Genomic DNA, 14,282 nt, shown 5'->3' with positions numbered 1-14,282 from the left:
CTACAGGTAAAGCTACGGCCGATCACTCCGGAATCGGCAGGTTCAGACTCTCCTTCACCTCTTCCATCACGATGTAGCTCTTGGACTCGCGCACATGCGGCAGCTTGAGCAGGATGTCGCCCAGCAGCTTGCGGTAGGAGGCCATCTCCGAGATGCGCGCTTTTACCAAGTAGTCGAAGTCACCCGAGACGAGGTGACACTCCAGCACATGAGGCAGTTTGAGGACCGCTCGGCGGAATTCCTCAAATGTGTCGCCCGATTTGTAATCCAGACTGATCTCGACGAACACCAGCAGACTAGCCTTCAGGTTTTGCGGATTGAGCCGGGCGTTGTAGCCCATGATGATGCCTTCGCGCTCGAGGCGACGGACCCGTTCTGTACAGGGCGTGGTAGAGAGGCCCACGCGTTCGCCCAGCTCCGTGAAGGAAATTCTGCCGTCGCTCTGCAGGATGCGCAGGATGTTGCGATCGATCTTGTCCAGCTCACGTTTTGACTGGTGTTGGGTGCGCATGGCTTACCCCCTCTGCTAAAGCCTTGGTTGTCGAGAATTAACGCCGAATATAGGCGCTTATATAGTGAAAAGCACTGCTCGATGCTTTTTATACTACCCACATCCTTGCTTAAAACTTCAAAACGTCAGCGGATATCCGCGATGAGGAAATCAACATGCGCGTCCTGGTCCTTGGAAGTGGCGTAATCGGTGTCACCAGTGCTTATTACCTGGCCCGTGCGGGCTTCGAGGTGACGGTGGTAGACCGTCAGCCTGCCGCTGCCATGGAAACCAGCTTTGCCAACGCCGGGCAGGTGTCGCCGGGCTATGCATCGCCGTGGGCCGCACCGGGCGTACCGCTCAAAGCCATCAAATGGTTGTTGCAGCGCCACGCGCCGCTGGCGATCAAGGCAACCGCCGACATCGATCAATACCTGTGGATGGCGCAAATGCTGCGCAACTGCACGCAGAACCGCTATGCGGTGAACAAGGAACGCATGGTGCGTCTGTCCGAGTACAGCCGCGACTGCCTTGACGAACTGCGCGCAGAAACCGGCATTGCCTACGAAGGCCGTAGCCTGGGCACCACGCAACTGTTCCGTACGCAAGAGCAACTGGATAACGCCGCCAAGGACATCGCCGTCCTCGAGCAGGCGGGTGTGCCGTACGAGGTCCTGGACCGCGAAGGCATTGCCCGCGTCGAGCCCGCGCTGGCCAGCGTCAGCAACATCCTCAGCGGCGCCCTGCGTTTGCCAAACGACCAGACGGGCGATTGCCAGCTGTTCACTACGCGTCTGGCCCAGATGTGTGTGAAGTTAGGCGTTGAATTCCGATTCGGCCAGTCGATCGAGTCGATCGACTTCGCGGGCGACCGGATCAACGGCGTGCGCGTCAACGGCAAACTGGAGACGGCTGATCGCTATGTGCTGGCGTTGGGCAGCTACTCGCCGCAATTGCTCAAGCCGCTGGGCATCAAGGCGCCGGTATACCCGCTTAAGGGTTACTCGCTGACCGTGCCGATCACCAACCCTGACATGGCGCCAACCTCGACCATTCTCGACGAGACCTACAAGGTTGCGATCACCCGTTTCGACAACCGGATCCGAGTGGGCGGCATGGCGGAGATCGCCGGTTTTGACCTGTCGCTCAATCCTCGCCGGCGTGAAACGCTGGAGATGATCGTCAACGATCTCTATCCTCAGGGCGGCGACCTGACCGAGGCCAGTTTCTGGACCGGTCTGCGTCCAACCACCCCGGATGGCACGCCCATCGTCGGTGCTACACCGTATCGCAACCTGTTCCTCAATACCGGCCACGGAACACTTGGCTGGACCATGGCCTGCGGTTCCGGTCGTTTGCTGGCCGATCTGATCGCCCGCAAAACGCCACAGATCAGCGCCGAAGGCCTCGATATTTCCCGCTACGGAAGCTCCAAGGAGATCGCAAAACATGTCAATCCAGCGCCAGCTCACCAATGAGCGCATGAGCCAGATCGTCGTCCACAACGGCACCGTTTACCTTGCCGGGCAAGTGGGTGACGACATGGCGGCGGGTATCGAACAGCAAACCCGCGAGACGCTCAATACCATCGAGCGCCTGCTGGACCTGGCCGGTACCGACAAGAGCCGCATTCTGTCGGTGACGATTTACCTGAAAGACATCGACGCGCATTTCGCCGGGATGAACAGCGTATGGGACAAATGGCTGCCCAAGGGCGTCGCGCCAGCCCGTGCTACCGTTGAAGCCAAGCTGTGTGAACCGGAAATTCTGGTTGAATTGTCGGTGACGGCAGCGTTGCCGTAAAAAACGCCCAACCCTTGTAGGAGCGCGCTTGCCCGCGAAGGCGCTGTGTCAGTCAGCCTGGATGTCACAGATAAATTGCAATCGCGGGCAAGCGCGCTCCTACAGTTCGAATATCTCCTAGACCAGAAGCCTTGCCATGCGTCCAGCCCGCGCCCTCATCGATCTCTCCGCCCTGCGGCACAACTATCAACTGGCCCGTGAAACGACAGGCGCGAAGGCGCTGGCCGTGATCAAGGCCGATGCCTATGGGCACGGTGCCGTACGCGTTGCCCAGGCGCTCGAAGCCCAGGCCGATGGTTTTGCGGTGGCCTGCATCGAAGAAGCCCTGGAGCTACGCCAGGCCGGTATTCGCGCGCCGATTCTGTTGCTGGAAGGGTTTTTTGAGGCCGACGAACTGCCGCTGATCGTCGAGCACGATTTCTGGTGCGTGGTGCATTCGCTGTGGCAACTCGACGCCATCGAGCAGACTACCGTCGGCAAGCCGCTGAACATCTGGCTGAAGATGGACTCGGGTATGCACCGCGTGGGTGTTCACCCGGCGGACTATGAGTCGGCCTACAAACGCCTGCTGGCCAGCGAGAAAGTCGCCAAGGTCGTGCTGATGACTCACTTTGCACGGGCCGACGAGCTGGGAAGTGCTCGCACGGACGAGCAAGTGGCGGTCTTTCAGTCGGCTCGCGAAGGGCTGTCGGCCGAGGTCAGCTTGCGCAACTCGCCCGGCGTGATGGGCTGGCCCAACGTGCCGAGCGACTGGGTGCGGCCCGGCATCATGTTGTATGGCGCGACGCCCTTTGATCAGCCGCAATCGGTAGCCGATCGCCTGCAGCCCGTTATGACGCTGGAATCCAAAGTGATCTGCGTGCGTGAGCTGCCAGCCGGCGAGCCGGTGGGTTACGGCGGGGCTTTCGTGACCGACCGCAACATGCGCATCGGCGTGGTCGCGATGGGTTATGCCGACGGGTACCCGCGTCAGGCGCCGACCGGTACACCGGTGATGATCGACGGGCATCGCAGCCAGCTGTTGGGGCGCGTGTCGATGGACATGCTGTGTGTCGACCTGACCCACGTGCCGGCCGCAGGTGTAGGCAGCCGAGTCGAGCTCTGGGGCAAAAACGTGCTGGCCAGCGACGTCGCCACCCACGCAGGGACCATTCCTTATCAGATCTTCTGCAACCTCAAGCGCGTGCCAAGGCTCTATTCCGGGGATTGAACGCGCTGGTCGCTTCATTCGTCCGAACCCTTTGCGGCCCATGGCGGCCGCGGGTCCCTTTGCTAATCGGGTCAAGTGTTGTAAATACTGAACGCGGTCGCCATCATGGCGGCCACTTGACCGTATTTGATTATCAGGAGGACTCCAGCATTGGACGTCGGTGAACGACTGCAATCCATTCGTAAACTCAAAGGTCTGTCCCAGCGCGAACTCGCCAAGCGAGCGGGCGTGACCAACAGCACCATTTCCATGATCGAGAAAAACAGCGTGAGTCCCTCGATCAGTTCCCTGCGCAAGGTGCTGGGCGGCATACCGATGTCCATGGTGGAGTTCTTTTCGGAAGAGCTTGAGCCAGAAAACCCGACTCAAGTGGTCTACAAGGCCAGCGAGCTGATCGATATCTCGGACGGCGCTGTCACCATGAAACTGGTCGGCAAGTCTCATCCAGACAGGGCCATCGCGTTCCTGACCGAGGTGTATCCGCCAGGCGCCGACACCGGCGAAGAAATGCTCGTTCACGAGGGCGAAGAGACCGGCATTCTGGTCGAGGGACGACTGGAGCTTGTCGTTGGCCTCGATACTTATGTGCTTGAGGCAGGCGACAGCTACTATTTCGAAAGCACCCGACCTCATCGCTTCCGTAATCCGTTCGACGTTCCGGCGCGGCTCATCAGCGCTGCCACGCCGGCGAATTTCTGATCCGCGAAACCCTTCCCCCGTTGAGCCATCACGCGGGGAATTGGGCGGGCCCGAAGCAACAGGCCGACGCACGAATAACCCTGCGGTGCTCAGGGATGTAACGACCAACGGGCTACCCGCTATACTTTCGCCGTCTGCGGCTTACCGTGACCGCAGGGGCGTTATAGCCACCATGAGGGTGAAAGCGTGAACCTTACTAATAAGATCCTGGCTGCTGTTGCACTCCTCGCGTTTTGGGCTTTTGCGGCCCAAGCCTCCACCAGCGATGACCTCGCCAAACGACTCGAGCCTGTCGGACAAGTCTGCATCCAGGGCAAAGAATGTCCCGGCATGGACGTCGCCGCCACGGCCGGTGGCGCGGGTGGCGCAAAATCCCCTGACGACGTGATCGCCAAACACTGCAACGCCTGCCATGGCACCGGGCTGCTGGGCTCGCCGAAAATCGGCGACAGCGCCGATTGGGGCAAGCGCGCCAAAGAACAGGGCGGCCTTGACGGTCTGCTGGCCAAGGCGATCAGCGGCATCAATTCCATGCCACCTAAAGGCACCTGCGCCGATTGCTCGGATGAAGAGCTCAAAGGCGCGATCAAGAAGATGTCCGGGCTGCAGTAATCCGTTGCTAGCCTCTACACAGAACCGCTCGGGATGACCGGACTCCGCGCGGTTTTTTTGTATGTGCGCGAACGGTTGGTCTATCCACACCTTGTGATGCGTAAGCGGTCGCTTGCAGGGGCTCGATGCAGCAAATCCCGTCGATCCCCGGTCCAACCTCCATCGAATAACAATCAGGAGAGGCCGGATGCCGCATTCCTGCTCCATCGAGCAAGCTGTCGATCATGTACTGGCCGAGTTGCCTGCCCACATTCGCATGGGCATGCCGTTGGGGCTGGGCAAGCCCAACCGGTTTGCCAACGCGCTGTATGCCCGCATCAAATCGCTGCCTGATCGGCAACTGACGATCTATACCGCGCTGTGCCTGGGTCGGCCTGCGTCGGGTGATGGGTTGCAGGGGCGCTTTCTCGAGCCTTTTCTTGAGCGTGTTTTCGGCGACTACCCCGAGCTGGATTTTCTGGCTGATCTGCACAAGGACAACCTGCCGCCGAACGTGCAGGTCGAGCAGTTCTTCATGCAGCCCGGCAGCCTGCTGAACAGCACTCAGGCGCAGCAGGACTACGTCAGCAGCAATTACAGCCATGCGGCGCGGGACATCAACGCCAGCGGCCTGAACTTGATCGCTCAACTGGTGGCCCGTGATCCGCAACACAGCGACCGGTTAAGTCTGAGCTGCAACCCCGACATCACCCTCGACCTTTTGCCCATGGTGGAAAAGCGCAGGTCTCAGGGTGAAACCATTCTGGTGCTGGGGCATGTTCACGCCGACCTCCCGTACATGCCGGGTGATGCCGAGGTAAGCCTCGACACTTTTGATCTGCTGATCGAACACGAAGAGCGCAGCACGCTGTTTTCCACGCCAAACATGCCGGTCGGTGTCCAGGATCATTTCATTGGCGTGTATGCCAGTACGCTGGTTCGCGACGGCGGCACGTTGCAGATCGGCATCGGCTCGATGGGCGACGCACTGACGGCAGCCCTGCTGGCGCGGCAGGCAGACAACGAAGCCTATCGCGCCTGCCTCACGGAGCTGGAGGGTATCTCTACCTGGAGGCCGCTGATCGAAGCAGAAGGCGGCGTGATGCCGTTCGCCGCCGGGCTGTACGGTTGCAGCGAAATGCTGGTTAACGGGCTGTTGGTGCTGCTGGACGCCGGCATCATCCGGCGTAAGGTCTACCCCGACGCCGCGTTGCAGAAGCTGGCCGATGCCGGGATGCTGGATGAGTCCATTCACGGCAACGGCGTGTTGATCCATGGTGGCTTTTTTCTGGGGCCGCGCAGCTTCTATGAGCGCCTGCGGGAGTTGACGCCCACGCAGATGGCCCAGATCAACATGACCGCCATCAGCTACATCAACGAGTTGTATGGCGACGAAACGCTCAAGCGGCTGCAGCGACGCGATGCGCGGTTCATCAACAGCGCATTCACCGTCACGCTGCTCGGCGCAGCCGTTTCCGACCAATTGGCCGATGGGCGTGTGGTCAGCGGTGTCGGCGGGCAATACAACTTCGTTGCCCAGGCCCATGCACTGGAAGGCGCGCGTTCGATTTTGATTCTGCGCAGTTGGCGGGAGTCGGGTGGAGACGTCAGCTCCAATATCGTCTGGGAATACGGACACACGACGATTCCACGGCATTTGCGGGACATCGTCATCACCGAGTACGGCATTGCCGATCTGCGCGGCAAAACCGATGCCGCCGTGATCGAAGCCCTGCTCAACATTACCGACTCACGCTTTCAGCCGGGCTTGATTGAGCAGGCGCAGAAGGCGGGCAAGCTGCCCAAGGGCTTCCGTCTCGACCCTTTGTTCAGTCAGAACACCCCGCAACGGCTGAAAGCGATTCGCGACCGCTTTCCCTCGCTGTTTACCGAATACCCGTTGGGCACCGATTTCACGCCACCTGAGCGGGATCTGTTGCGCGCACTGAACTGGCTCAAGAGTAAGTTCAAGCTCACTGAACTGATCGACCTTGGCAAGGCGACGCTGGAAGCCCCGGAACCGGATGCATTTCCCGAACACCTGCAGCGGATGGGACTGGATCAGCCGCAAGGGTTGCGCGAGGAGCTGTATCAGCGACTGTTGCTGGCGGGGTTGCAGGCAACCAGCGGGTCATGATGATCGTGTCAGAGCAGCGTCTTCGCGACCAACAACACCGCTGCAATCATCCCGGTTACGGCAAACAGCTGCTGCAGCCTTGGCCCGGCCAGAAACCTTGCGGCCTGCCGCCCGATGATCAGGCCGACCACCGCACCTGCCGCAAACGGCACGCCCACGGCCCAATGCATCACACCGCTGACGCTGGCGGTGATGACGCTGGCAGTCGAGACCAGTGCAATCACGGCCAGTGACGTGGCGACAATGCTCTTCATGTCCAGGTCGGTGTAACGGGTCAGCGCCGGAATGATCACGAAACCGCCGCCCACGCCGAGCAGTCCCGACAGCACACCCGACATCACGCCCGTGATCGCCAGCGAACGGGCGCAAGGCAGCGTCCAGCGCAGGCGACCTTCCAGCGGGTTGAGAACGCAAGGCAGGAATTCGGCGCGTGCTGCGGGCTGACCATGGTGCAGCTCGTGAGCGGCCTTGCGATAAATCCGCCCGCACGCATAGACCAGCACCACGGCGAACCCCAGCGCCAACGGTGCGTTGGGCAGTTGATGAGCAAGCCATAAGCCCAGCGGGGCGAAGCAGACACCGATCACCGCGATGAACAAGGCGGCGCGATACCGCACGATGCCTTGGCGCAAGCCCAGCAACGCACCGACGGCGGCCGCAAGCCCAACCGCCAGCAAGCCGACAGGCGCGGCTTCAACCATCGTTAAACCCAGTCCGAACACCAACAGCGGCACCGCGAGAATGCCGCCGCCCGCGCCGGTGAGTGCCAATACCGCGCCAATGATTGTGCCGAGGCCGGCTCCGATCAGTTCGTGTTCAGGCATTGTGGGTGGCGTCCACCGTCGGTGTCGGTCGGGCCATCCATTCGCGTCCCTTGAGCATCGCGTGCCAGTAAATATGCGGCAGTGCGGCGGCTTTCAACCACCAGGCCAGTCGCGTCGGGCGTCGCCCGTCGAGCAGCCAGCTCGGGAAGCTCGGGGCGACTTTGCCGCCGTAGGTGAACTCGGCGAGGACGATTTTGCCCCGTTCCACCGTCAGCGGGCAGGAGCCGTAGCCGTCGTAATGGGCCAAATGTGCCCGCCGATTTAGTGCCACCAACACGTTGTTGGCGACCACGGGCGCCTGTTTTCTCGCCGCTGCTGCGGTCTTGGCGTTGCTGGTGTTGGTCACGTCACCCAATCCGTGGACGTTGGTGAACTGGCGATGGCGCAAGGTCGCGGGATCGACGTCAACCCAGCCAGCCGCATCAGCCAGCGGGCTCTGCCGAATGAAATCCGGTGCAATCTGCGGCGGCACCACGTGAAGCATGTCGAAGGCCTGCTCGACGGTTTCGCTGGAACCATCGGCCAGCGTTCGAACGAACGTGGCGAGTTGCCGTGGACCATCGACCGCGACCAGTTTCGAACCGAACGTCAGGTCGATGCTGTACTTACGCACGTACTCCATCAACGCAGGCACGTACTCGGCAACCCCGAACAGTACGCCGCCCGCGTTGTGAAACTCCGTGTTGATGTGGGCAAGGCGATCGGTTTTGAGCCAATGATCACAGGACAGGTACATGGCCTTTTGCGGCGCACCGGCGCATTTGATGGGCATCGGCGGCTGCGTGAACAATGCGCGGCCCTGTTTGAGTTGCTGAGCCAGTTGCCATGTGTAGGGCGCCAGATCGTAGCGATAGTTGGATGTCACGCCATGGCGGCCCAGGGTTTCGCGAAGGCCGTCGATGGCGTCCCAGTCCAGTTTCAGGCCCGGGCACACCACCAGTTGCTCGTAGCCGACGCCCCGGCCGTCGTTGAGTACGACTTGATTGTGGGTGGGATCGAAGCGCTCGACCGCCGCCTTGATCCAGCGTGCTTTGGCGGGGACTACCGTCGCCATGCTGCGGGCCGTGGATTCGGGCTGGAAGATGCCCGCGCCGACCATGGTCCAGCCAGGCTGGTAGTAATGCGTATCGGCGGGGTCGATCAGCGCGACGTCCAGCGACGCATCGCGCGCCAGCAGGCTGGAAGCGGTGGCGATGCCCGCAGCGCCTGCGCCGATGATCAGGATTTGATGATGAGTCTTGTTGCCAGGCATGGAGTTGTTTCCAAAAAAATCTGAAGTCGGGCACCGACCGCAATCGGCGCCGGCGGCTTGCGTCACAGGGCGTTGATCGGGATCTTCAGATACCGCACACCGTTGTCTTCCGGCTCCGGAAGGTGGCCGCCGCGCATGTTGATCTGCACCGAAGGAAGGATCAGCACGGGCATGTCCAGCGTCGCATCGCGCTTTTCGCGCATCTCGACGAATGCGTCTTCGTCGATGCCTTCGCGAATGTGGATGTTGTGGGCACGCTGTTCGGCCACGGTAGTCATGTACATCAGCTCACGGCCGTTGGGCAGGTAGTCGTGGCACATGAAAAGACGTGTTTGCGGCGGCAGGCTGAGAATCCGGCCAATCGAGCGATACAGCGTGCGCGCATCGGCGCCTGGGAAGTCGCAGCGCGCCGTGCCGTAATCGGGCATGAACAGCGTGTCGCCGACAAAACCCACTGTCTGGCCATAGGCTTCGATGAGGTAGGTCATGCAGGCGGGCGTATGGCCGGGTGTATGCATTGCGCGGGCCTGCAAGGAACCGATCTGAAAGTGCGCGTCATCTTCCAGCAACCGGTCGAACTGGCTGCCATCGCGCGCGAACTCCCCTTTGGCGTTGAACAGTGTGCCGAAAACCTTCTGCACGCGGGTGATGTGGCTGCCAATGGCGACAGCACCGCCGAGTTGCTCTTTCAAGTATGCAGCGGCCGAGACATGGTCGGCATGCACGTGGGTTTCCAGAATCCACTCGACCGAGACGCCCAGTTCGCGAACCCTGGCGATCAGCTTGTCCGCCGACTCGGTGTGTGTCCTTCCCGATTTGGGGTCGTAGTCCAGCACGCTGTCGATCAACGCGGCCTTGAGGGTTGAGCGGTCGATGACCAGATAACTGATGGTCCAGGTCTGCGGATCGAAAAACGCCTCCACGCACAATGTTTCGCCGATGTTCATGGGTTCTCTCCAGAAGATGCCTGATGCCAGACCGGTTGGCAGTCGCTGGCTGGAGAGATCAATATCCATGCCAGCGTATTTTCAGGGTCTGATCTGGATACCGAGGCCTGTTTATAAGGGATTGTGCTGTCGGGGCAGCGAGACGCAAACGCGTTCTCTGCCATAACTGGCAGTCAATTGGCAGCAAGTGGCAGTTGATGGCAGTGGCTGGGGCAAAGGAGTACCCTTGCGCTACGCGCAGGAGATCCACATGGCAAACGCTTCAAATGCTCTTTCCAGCCCGCAGATGCAGGCGCTGGTGTCCTATCTTGAGCACGACACCCATCCCACCATCGTGTTGGACATTGACTACAACATAGTCGCCGCCAACACGGCTTACCAACGGCAATTTGGTGTGGAGGGGCGGCCCCATGTGGGCGCCAAGTGCTATCGCGTGTCCCATCAGTTCGCCGTGCCCTGCGATCAGGCCGGGGAGCATTGCCCAATGCGCAAAGCGTCGGAAACCAAGGTGCCGGAACGCGTACTGCACATTCATCACACGCCCCGTGGTCCTGAGCATGTGGACGTGGAGCTGCGTCCGATTCTGGATGCCCGGGGCGAGGTGTTCGCGTATGTCGAGCGGCTGAACAGCGTGGCCGTGGCGTCCGTTCAACCGCAACAAAGCGGCTTGGTCGGGCGTTCGGCTGCTTTCAACGAAGCGCTGACAGCGCTGCAGCGCGCCGCGCCGTCGCAGATTCCCGTGCTATTGCAAGGCGAGTCCGGGACCGGCAAGGAGCTGTTCGCTCGCGCGCTGCACGCCGCCAGCCCCAGAGCCAGTGGGCCGCTGGTGGTGGTCGATTGCACAGGATTGACCGAGACGTTGCTGGAAAGCGAACTGTTCGGCTACGAAAAAGGCGCGTTCACCGGCGCTCTGCAGCGCAAGATCGGCCTGGCGGAAAGCGCCCATGGCGGGACGTTGTTTCTCGACGAAATCGGGGAAGTGCCCTTGGCGATGCAGGTGAAACTGCTGCGCCTGATCGAGTCAGGGAGCTTTCGTCCCGTCGGCAGCCTGCGCACGGTTCATTCGGATTTCCGTCTGGTCGCGGCCACGCACAAGCCGCTCAAGGAAATGGTCGCAGCGGGGAGTTTCCGTCAGGACCTGTTCTATCGCATCAGCGCGTTCCCGATTCGTCTGCCTTCCTTGCGAGAGCGCAGTGAAGACTTGCCGCTGCTGATCGAAAGCCTGTTACGTCGGCTGGCGCCGGGCGCTGCGCCGAGGGTCGATGACGACGCGATGAAGCTGCTGCGTTTGTACCCATTCCCCGGCAACATTCGCGAACTGCGCAACATCATGGAGCGGGCGCGGCTGTTCACGGACGACGGCGTGATTCGCGCGCAGGACTTGCCCCCGGAAGTGCGTACCCAGCAATCTTCGCCCTTGGCCATTCGCTCTGCGGGGCGCAATGACCTGGAGTCGCTGGCCCATGCGCTGCAAGCCTTCGACGGCTCGCGCAGTGAATTGGCGAAGCATCTGGGGTTGAGCGAGCGCACGTTGTATCGGCGGCTGAAAGCGTTGGGAATCAATAGCTGACTCAACGCGAGTCGATGTAGGAGCGCGCTTGTCTGGCCCGCGCTCCTGCTTCGGACTGGATCAGTCCACGAACGTCACCACGCCGCCATTCAGCGACTTGACGCGGGCCAGCGATTCGACGCGATAACCCTGCGTGTCCAGCTCTGCACGGCCGCCTTGGAACGACTTCTCGATCACAATACCCAGCCCGGCCACGGTCGCGCCGGCCTGCTTGATGATCGAAATCAGCGCCTGGGACGCCTTACCGTTGGCCAGGAAGTCATCGATGATCAGCACGCGGTCGCTGCTGGTCAGGTGCCGCGTACTGATGGCGATGGTGCTTTCGGTCTGCTTGGTGAAGGAATACACCGAGGCCGAGAACAGGTTTTCAGTCAGGGTCAGCGACTGATGCTTGCGGGCGAAGATCACCGGGATGCCCAGTTTCAGGCCGGTCATCACCGCAGGCGCGATGCCCGAGGCCTCGATGGTGACGATCTTGGTGATCCCCGAGTTGGCGAACAACGTGGCGAACTCGTCACCGATCTGCTGCATCAGGACCGGGTCGATCTGATGGTTCAGAAACGCGTCGACCTTCAATACCTGGTCGGAAAGTACGATGCCTTCCTCGCGAATTTTCTTGTGCAGTGCTTCCACGTCGGTGTTCCTCAGGGCGCAAAACGCGCGAAATTGATGTTTATCTTTTCAGCATGGCGCGAATGTCCGCCAATGCCGTATTGCCGCGAACGGCCTTCACTTCGGTGGGGGTGTCGTCGTTGCCTTCCCAGGCCAGATCGTCCGGCGGCAGCTCATCGAGAAAACGGCTGGGCAGGCAGTCGATGATCTCGCCGTATTGCTTACGCTTGGCCGCAAACGTGAACGCCAGCGTCTGACGGGCGCGGGTGATGCCCACGTAGGCCAGACGGCGTTCTTCCTCAATGGTGTCGGCCTCGATACTCGAACGGTGCGGGAGGATTTCCTCTTCCATGCCCATGATGAACACGTAAGGAAACTCCAGGCCCTTGGAGGCGTGCAGGGTCATCATCTGCACACCCTCAGCGCCGTCTTCTTCTTCCTGCTGACGTTCAAGCATGTCACGCAGCACCAGTTTGCCGATCGCCTCCTCGATGGTCATGCCGCCTTCTTCGTCCTTCTCCAGCGTATTTTTCAGCGCTTCGATCAGGAACCACACGTTGCCCATGCGGTAATCGGCGGCTTTGTCGCTGGAACTGTTCTGACGAATCCAGTTCTCGTAATCGATGTCCATGACCATGCTGCGCAGGGCCGCGATCGGGTCCTGTGTCGCGCACTGCTGACGCACGCCGTCCATCCAGTGCTTGAAGCGCTTGAGGCGGTCGGTGAACCGACTGTCCAGATGCTCGCCCAAGCCGATTTCGTCGGTGGCCGCGTACATCGACACCTTGCGTTCGGTGGCGTAATTGCCGAGTTTTTCCAGCGTAGTCGAGCCGATCTCCCGGCGCGGCACGTTGATCACCCGCAGAAAGGCGTTGTCGTCATCCGGGTTCACCAGCAGGCGGAAGTAGGCCATCAGGTCTTTCACTTCCTGGCGGCCGAAGAAACTGTTCCCGCCGGACAACCGATAAGGAATCTGGTGGTGCTGAAGCTTCAGCTCGATCAGCTTGGCCTGATAGTTACCGCGATACAGGATCGCGAAGTCGCTGTACGGCCGGTCGGTACGCAGGTGCAGGCTGAGGATCTCCACGGCCACGCGCTCGGCTTCGGCGTCCTCGTTCTTGCAGCGAATCACCCGGACCTCATCGCCGTGGCCCATCTCGCTCCACAACTGCTTCTCGAACGCGTGCGGGTTGTTGGCGATCAGCACGTTGGCGCAGCGCAGGATACGGCTGGTGGAACGGTAGTTCTGCTCCAGCATCACCACTTTCAGCGAAGGGTAGTCATCCTTGAGCAGCATCAGGTTTTCTGGCCGCGCACCACGCCAGGCGTAGATCGACTGGTCGTCGTCGCCTACCACGGTGAACTGGCAACGCGTGCCGATGAGCATTTTCACCAGCAGGTACTGGCTGGCGTTGGTGTCCTGGTATTCGTCCACCAGCAGGTAGCGGACCTTGTGCTGCCACTTTTCCAGAATGTCGGCGTGCTCTTCGAACAGCTTCACCGGCAGCAGGATCAAGTCGTCGAAGTCCACCGCGTTATACGCCTTGAGCGTGCGCTGGTAGTGGGTGTAGACGATGGCGGCGGTCTGTTCCTTCGGGTTTCGGGCGTTTTCCAGGGCCTGAGCCGGCAGAATCAGGTCGTTCTTCCAGGCGCCAATCATGTTCTTGATCTCGTCGACGCCGTCGTCGCCCGAGTATTCCTTCTGCATGATGTCGGTCATCAGGGCCTTGACGTCGGTCTCGTCGAAAATCGAGAAACCGGGTTTGTAGCCCAGCCGTACATGCTCCTTGCGAATGATGTTCAGCCCCAGATTGTGGAACGTCGAGACCGTCAGGCCGCGCCCTTCGCCGCTGCGCAGCAGGGTACCGACCCGCTCCTTCATCTCCCGCGCCGCCTTGTTGGTAAAGGTCATGGCGACGATGTACTGCGCGCGAATGCCGCAGTTCTGAATAAGGTGGGCAATCTTGCGTGTGATCACGCTGGTCTTGCCGGAGCCAGCACCGGCGAGCACCAAAAGAGGGCCGCCGACGTAGTTCACGGCTTCTTGTTGCCGGGGATTGAGTCGGGACATGAGGAAATAGAGGGATCGTTTGAAAAATGGGCGGGCATTTTAACAGGGTCGACGGATTGTGGAGCGACCGTCCGAC

General features: G+C 60.8%; 13 protein-coding genes. 7 read left to right on the top strand and 6 right to left on the bottom strand.

From position 1 onward, the window contains the following. Window positions 1-22 precede the first annotated feature (22 nt). A complete protein-coding gene (gene dadR, locus AB4N84_RS10220) occupies window positions 23-511 on the bottom strand; it encodes a transcriptional regulator DadR (protein ID WP_074754679.1) in 489 nt (162 codons plus the stop codon). Window positions 512-666: 155 nt separating this feature from the next. Here dadR and dadA point away from each other — a divergent pair, with 155 nt between their 5' ends. The 6 genes from dadA (at window position 667) to AB4N84_RS10190 (ending at window position 6,930) form a co-directional block, all read left to right on the top strand. Beyond that, window positions 667-1,968, top strand: a complete 1,302-nt coding sequence (gene dadA, locus AB4N84_RS10215; RefSeq protein ID WP_460046234.1) for a D-amino acid dehydrogenase — start codon at window positions 667-669, stop codon at window positions 1,966-1,968. Then, window positions 1,940-2,293 carry a RidA family protein gene (locus tag AB4N84_RS10210; protein WP_346833435.1) on the top strand — a complete coding sequence of 118 codons (354 nt, stop codon included), beginning with the start codon at window positions 1,940-1,942 and terminating at the stop codon, window positions 2,291-2,293. Before dadA ends, AB4N84_RS10210 begins: the two co-directional genes overlap by 29 nt. Before the next feature lie 136 nt (window positions 2,294-2,429). Beyond that, window positions 2,430-3,503, top strand: a complete 1,074-nt coding sequence (alr, locus tag AB4N84_RS10205; protein WP_460046232.1) for an alanine racemase — start codon at window positions 2,430-2,432, stop codon at window positions 3,501-3,503. A 150-nt stretch (window positions 3,504-3,653) separates the two neighbouring features. After that, on the top strand, window positions 3,654-4,202 hold the full coding sequence (locus AB4N84_RS10200) for a cupin domain-containing protein (RefSeq protein WP_074754671.1): 549 nt from the start codon (window positions 3,654-3,656) through the stop codon (window positions 4,200-4,202). A gap of 186 nt (window positions 4,203-4,388) precedes the next feature. Further along, a complete protein-coding gene (locus AB4N84_RS10195) occupies window positions 4,389-4,814 on the top strand; it encodes a c-type cytochrome (RefSeq protein ID WP_074754669.1) in 426 nt (141 codons plus the stop codon). A gap of 187 nt (window positions 4,815-5,001) precedes the next feature. Continuing rightward, window positions 5,002-6,930: an acetyl-CoA hydrolase/transferase C-terminal domain-containing protein gene (locus tag AB4N84_RS10190; protein WP_460046230.1), complete on the top strand. Its 1,929-nt coding sequence runs from the start codon at window positions 5,002-5,004 to the stop codon at window positions 6,928-6,930. A gap of 8 nt (window positions 6,931-6,938) precedes the next feature. Here the strand turns inward: AB4N84_RS10190 and AB4N84_RS10185 are convergent, their stop codons facing one another. The 3 genes from AB4N84_RS10185 to AB4N84_RS10175 form a co-directional block, all read right to left on the bottom strand. Beyond that, window positions 6,939-7,754, bottom strand: coding sequence for a sulfite exporter TauE/SafE family protein (locus AB4N84_RS10185; protein WP_460046229.1), 816 nt, complete (start codon window positions 7,752-7,754; stop codon window positions 6,939-6,941). Beyond that, complete coding sequence (locus tag AB4N84_RS10180) at window positions 7,747-9,006, bottom strand: NAD(P)/FAD-dependent oxidoreductase (RefSeq protein ID WP_460046228.1); 1,260 nt, start codon at window positions 9,004-9,006, stop codon at window positions 7,747-7,749. The genes AB4N84_RS10185 and AB4N84_RS10180 overlap by 8 nt, the downstream gene beginning before the upstream one ends. Window positions 9,007-9,068: 62 nt before the next feature. Then, entirely contained in the window at window positions 9,069-9,953 is an 885-nt protein-coding gene (locus AB4N84_RS10175) for an MBL fold metallo-hydrolase (protein WP_460046227.1), read from the bottom strand. Between the two features lie 250 nt (window positions 9,954-10,203). Here AB4N84_RS10175 and AB4N84_RS10170 point away from each other — a divergent pair, with 250 nt between their 5' ends. After that, complete coding sequence (locus tag AB4N84_RS10170) at window positions 10,204-11,523, top strand: sigma-54 interaction domain-containing protein (RefSeq protein ID WP_460046226.1); 1,320 nt, start codon at window positions 10,204-10,206, stop codon at window positions 11,521-11,523. A 60-nt stretch (window positions 11,524-11,583) separates the two neighbouring features. On the opposite strand, the gene AB4N84_RS10165 is transcribed toward AB4N84_RS10170, so the two are convergent. After that, window positions 11,584-12,156 carry a xanthine phosphoribosyltransferase gene (locus AB4N84_RS10165; protein ID WP_074754655.1) on the bottom strand — a complete coding sequence of 191 codons (573 nt, stop codon included), beginning with the start codon at window positions 12,154-12,156 and terminating at the stop codon, window positions 11,584-11,586. A gap of 40 nt (window positions 12,157-12,196) precedes the next feature. Next, a complete protein-coding gene (rep, locus tag AB4N84_RS10160) occupies window positions 12,197-14,206 on the bottom strand; it encodes a DNA helicase Rep (protein ID WP_460046224.1) in 2,010 nt (669 codons plus the stop codon). Between the last annotated feature and the right edge of the window lie 76 nt (window positions 14,207-14,282).

This window comes from Pseudomonas sp. S2_H01, from assembly GCF_054668305.1.
Note: the sequence above shows the minus strand (reverse complement) of the source record. Positions and strands in the feature narration are given on the sequence as shown.